Raw genomic sequence first — 3,921 nt, 5'->3', positions numbered from 1 at the left:
CTTGGCACCGTAGGCGGCCATGTAGACGAACTGATCGTGACCGGTGACGTCGCCGGCAGCGTACACGCCCGATCTTGTCGTGCGCATGCGGTCATCGACGAAGATGCCGCCCTTCGGCGAGAGAGCGATCCCATGCTCGGCGAGCCCGAGACCTTCGATATTGGGCGCGCGGCCCGTCGCCACGAGCACCTGATCGGCGTCGATCGTGACGTCCTTGCCGTCGCGATGGACAGTGAGTGCAACACCGTCCGCGGTCTTGCGGATCGTCCGGTACGTGATGCCGGAAATCACCGCGATGCTCTCGTCCATGAAATACCCCGTCAGCGCCGTGCCGATCTCGGGTTCGGCCTCCGGAAGGAGACGCGAGCGGCACACCAGCGTCACCTCGACGCCGGCGCGGGCGAACATCTGGGCGAGTTCGGCCCCGATATAGCCGCCGCCGATCACGAGCAGAGATCGGGGCAGCGCCTCGAGATCAAGCGCCGTCGTGCTCGTCAGGTATGGCACGGTCTCGATGCCTGGGATGACAGGGACGGCCGGTCGCGCGCCGGTCGCGATGATGATCTTGCCGGCTGAGACAAACGTGCCGTCCACCTGGACGCCGCCGTCCACGATGCGCGCCGGCCCTTCGCGATAGGCGATGCCGTTGTAAGCCGGGAGCAGGTCGGCGTACTTGGCCTGACGTAGCTCCGAAACCAGCGCGTCCTTCTGACGGACGGTTCCGCCCCAGTCGGTCAGTTCGGCCTCGGCCGTGATGCCGGCGAAACGTGCCGCGGCTCGGGCATTGTGGAGCGTCTCGGCGGCGCGGATCAGCGTCTTCGACGGCACGCAACCGATATTGACGCAGGTGCCGCCGATGGTGCCGCTGCCGATGAGGGCCACCTGGGCGCCCTGATCGGCTGCCGTGATCGCGGCCGAGAAGCCGGCCGAGCCGGCGCCGATGATGGCAAGGTCGTAGGAACCATTGTTGCGGCCATTCGTGCCAAGGCGCCGATGCGTCACGGGCCTGTCCGGCGATGCCGTATCGCCCGACGATTGAGGCTCACCTTGTGTCTCGGCCGCGTTGTTGCCGTGGCCGGCGATTGTGCCGATTCCGGCAAGGCTGGGCCCGAAGATCGCCCGACCTGCTTCGAGAGCTTCCTCGATCGACAGCCGGAATCCCGGCTCGTCTGCAGGACGCTGCCGGCGCCACGCGGCGAGGTGATCGTCGGAACAGAAGAAGGATGTTGCAGTGCACAGCGAGTTCGCAGCGCATCCGCCTTCGTAATGGACGCTGAGCCATACGACGGCCGTCGTCGGCTCAACGTCGGCCAGAGCCCGGCCCCGTTCCTGCGTGGTGATCCGGACCGGCGCGCCGCAGTGGCGGCAGCGCGAGACGATCGAGATGTCTTGGTCGGTCATAGCGCCGATGCCGAGCGCGTCGACCGCGCACATCGCAGTAAGAGTGCGTCCGTCCAGTGTGACCCGGTGGCCGGTGTCGCGGTCGGTGAAGGGATACGCGCCGACAATCATGTCGCCATCGAGTACGACGAGGTCGCGACGGCGGAGCTCTTCGAGCAGCGCACGGACGGCTTCCTCGCTCAGCCCCGCACGCTTGGCAAGCGCGCTTGGGGTCGGGGCTCGCCCGTGTTCGGCGTAGAGCTGTAGCAACGCAACGCGCACGCGATCCGTGGCCGCCTCGTAGCCGCTCCAGCGGTTGAGCACATGGTCGGAGCCGACCATGGCCAGCAGGGCCTCCTTCACCACGGGTGACGAAACCACCGACCAGTCCGGAAACGTCACACCCGGCCGCACGGCCAAGCTCGGCACCGTTGCGGATGTAGAAACCGTCGCCTTGTCGCGGGACGCGGAGGATGTGCAGCAATCGTTCATGGCTTCAGGCCTTCATTCAGAATCTTCGTGTTGGAACAGACGACCTTTGCACGGCGATGATGGATGCCGCAGGCGACAAGCCCGAGGCCCGCGGCGATCAGGGAAAGCACGACCAGACCCGAACCCGTCAACCACGCGCCGAGGCCGGCCAGCGGCGGGGGCACGGCAAGGAGTGGCGCCGCGCAGCAGATCGCAACGACAATGGCGCCTGCGGCGCCGGTGCGGATCAGGGCGCGGTCATGCATGTCAACTGCCTTGCTCCTGCGTCGGGCGGGCCGGATAGCCGGCATTCATGCTGGCGGCCGCGATGGCATCCGGGGTCGTCTGCGCGTCGTCGAAGGTCACGGTCGCGGTCTTGGCTTCGAACGAGACGGCCACCGTCGAGACCCCGGGGACCGCCGCCATCGAGGTCTTCACGATGTAGGGGCAGGAGGCGCAGGTCATGTTGTCGATGGCGAAGGTGACTGTGCGTTCGGTAGCGAACACGGCAGGCGCGGTCATCACCGACATGATCAAAGCAAGAGCACTCAAACTCTTCTTCATGGGACGGGTCTCCTCTTGGTGTCAGGCGGAAAGCAGCAGCGGGGCGACGTAGTCGAATGCGAAGGCGGCCGCGACGAGCACCGTCGCAAACCAGAGCGCGATCTGGACAATGCGGCTGGGGATCGGGCGCGCGCAGGCAGCATCCTCGGCGCAGGCCCGCCTCGGCTTCCAGTAGACGAGATAGAAGCCGTAGCCGAGAACGCCCGTCGTCCCGGCGACGAAGAGCGGCTTGTAGGGCGCGAGCGCCGTCAGATTGCCGATCCAGGCGCCACCAATGCCTAGGCTAAACAGGATGAGCGGGACGATGCAGCACGAGGAGGCGGCAAGCGCGCCGAGAATGCCGCCGACGGCGACCAGGCGCTGCCGTCCGACTTCGGCTCGGTCCGACGCGAGCACGTCGGTCGTGGCGGACGTCATGCCCGCCGTGCTGGGTCGCGATATATCCATGTCCGATCTCGCTTTCCTTGCCGAAATCCTCATTGCGCAGTACCATGCGGTCTGTAGCAGCTACAGGGTCAAGAGGGATTTTTGCGATGCGCGATCACGCTGGCGTGAAGGGCCTGCAGCGGGCTGAGCTCGCCCGGCGGACGGGCAGCAATCTGGAGACTGTGCGCTACTACGAGAAGGTCGGGCTCCTGCCCGAGCCACCGCGCACGGCGGCCGGCTACCGCAGCTACGACACGACGCACGAGCGGCGCCTTCGCTTTGTGCTGCGGGCACGCGAGCTCGGCTTCTCACTCGACGAAATCCGCGAGCTGTTGCGCCTGGTCGACGAACGCGACCAGCCCTGCGCCGAGGCAAGCGCGGTCGCCGCCGCGCATCTCGACGATGTGCGGGCGAAGATCGCTGACCTGAAGCGCATGGAGCGGGTGCTCAAGGACGTCGTCGCGCAATGCGCCGACGGCACGCGGCCGGAATGTCCGCTGATTGAGGCGCTGTTCCGGGAGCGAACTGTCAACTGATCGGGTCGAGGAGCGCCTATGCGGCGCCCCTGACGTCGTTCCGGCAAGCGTTGCCCTGCTGGGCGTGCAGCCAGTCGGCGATCTGCTGCGCCTTGGCTGCGGCGGTGAAGATCGCGCGCTTGTCGGAGCGAAGCACCTCGAGCCAGGAGGCGATATAGCTGGCGTGGTCGGGCCGCGGCTCGACGCTGAGATGGAGGTCGGCGCAGATCATGGCGCTCAGGAGCTCGACCGTGCATTCCTCCATAGCATAGGCGGCCGAGCCGAACCGTCCGGAGAGATCACGGTCGAGGCGATGCCTGGCGCCGGAGGCGTGCCCGCATTCGTGGAGCAGCACGGCGTAATAGGCTGCGGCATCGCGGAAGCAGGCGAAGTCGGGCATCTGCACGTGGTCGGTGGATGGGCGGTAACAGGCCTGCGATCCGCCGTGGCGGATGTCGATGCCGAGCGCTGCGCAGAACCGTTCGGCCCGCTCGATGCGCTCGGCCTCGGGTAGCACCGGTATCTCGGGCGGCGTGTAGCCGTCGACCTGCGCGCAGTTGAAGAC

General features: G+C 66.9%; 6 protein-coding genes. 1 reads left to right on the top strand and 5 read right to left on the bottom strand.

Features of this window, described 5'->3' with window-relative positions; all coding sequences use genetic code 11:
- From merBA to JHD07_RS34770, 4 genes are all read right to left on the bottom strand, one after another.
- On the bottom strand, nucleotides 1–1,872 hold a 1,872-nt coding region (gene merBA, locus JHD07_RS34785), incomplete at its 3' end, for a bifunctional organomercurial lyase/mercury(II) reductase MerBA (RefSeq protein WP_291630409.1).
- On the bottom strand, nucleotides 1,869–2,117 hold the full coding sequence (locus tag JHD07_RS34780) for a hypothetical protein (protein ID WP_036742955.1): 249 nt from the start codon (nucleotides 2,115–2,117) through the stop codon (nucleotides 1,869–1,871). The genes merBA and JHD07_RS34780, both read right to left, overlap by 4 nt.
- Before the next feature lies 1 nt (nucleotide 2,118).
- Nucleotides 2,119–2,415, bottom strand: a complete 297-nt coding sequence (locus JHD07_RS34775) for a cation transporter (protein WP_012112816.1) — start codon at nucleotides 2,413–2,415, stop codon at nucleotides 2,119–2,121.
- 21 nt (nucleotides 2,416–2,436) lie between these two features.
- Nucleotides 2,437–2,862 carry a mercuric transporter MerT family protein gene (locus JHD07_RS34770; RefSeq protein WP_039194744.1) on the bottom strand — a complete coding sequence of 142 codons (426 nt, stop codon included), beginning with the start codon at nucleotides 2,860–2,862 and terminating at the stop codon, nucleotides 2,437–2,439.
- 86 nt (nucleotides 2,863–2,948) lie between these two features.
- Between JHD07_RS34770 and JHD07_RS34765 the strand changes: the two genes are divergently transcribed.
- Nucleotides 2,949–3,377 (top strand): helix-turn-helix domain-containing protein, encoded by a 429-nt coding sequence (locus tag JHD07_RS34765; RefSeq protein WP_012112818.1) that lies wholly within the window; start codon nucleotides 2,949–2,951, stop codon nucleotides 3,375–3,377.
- 16 nt (nucleotides 3,378–3,393) lie between these two features.
- On the opposite strand, the gene JHD07_RS34760 is transcribed toward JHD07_RS34765, so the two are convergent.
- A partial coding sequence (locus JHD07_RS34760) for a zincin-like metallopeptidase domain-containing protein (protein WP_291630385.1) occupies nucleotides 3,394–3,921 on the bottom strand: 528 nt, incomplete at its 5' end.

Origin of the sequence: Bradyrhizobium sp. (genome assembly GCF_016462955.1) — a bacterium.
In the GTDB taxonomy this organism is placed as follows: domain Bacteria; phylum Pseudomonadota; class Alphaproteobacteria; order Rhizobiales; family Xanthobacteraceae; genus Bradyrhizobium.
Note: the sequence above shows the minus strand (reverse complement) of the source record. Positions and strands in the feature narration are given on the sequence as shown.

Bases quoted from the DNA above. Each gene is read 5' to 3' on its own strand.
- JHD07_RS34780 (WP_036742955.1), bottom strand. From the start codon at position 2,117: ATGCATGACCGCGCCCTGATCCGCACCGGCGCCGCAGGCGCCATTGTC.
- JHD07_RS34775 (WP_012112816.1), bottom strand. From the start codon at position 2,415: ATGAAGAAGAGTTTGAGTGCTCTTGCTTTGATCATGTCGGTGATGACC.
- JHD07_RS34770 (WP_039194744.1), bottom strand. From the start codon at position 2,862: ATGGATATATCGCGACCCAGCACGGCGGGCATGACGTCCGCCACGACC.
- JHD07_RS34765 (WP_012112818.1), top strand. From the start codon at position 2,949: ATGCGCGATCACGCTGGCGTGAAGGGCCTGCAGCGGGCTGAGCTCGCC.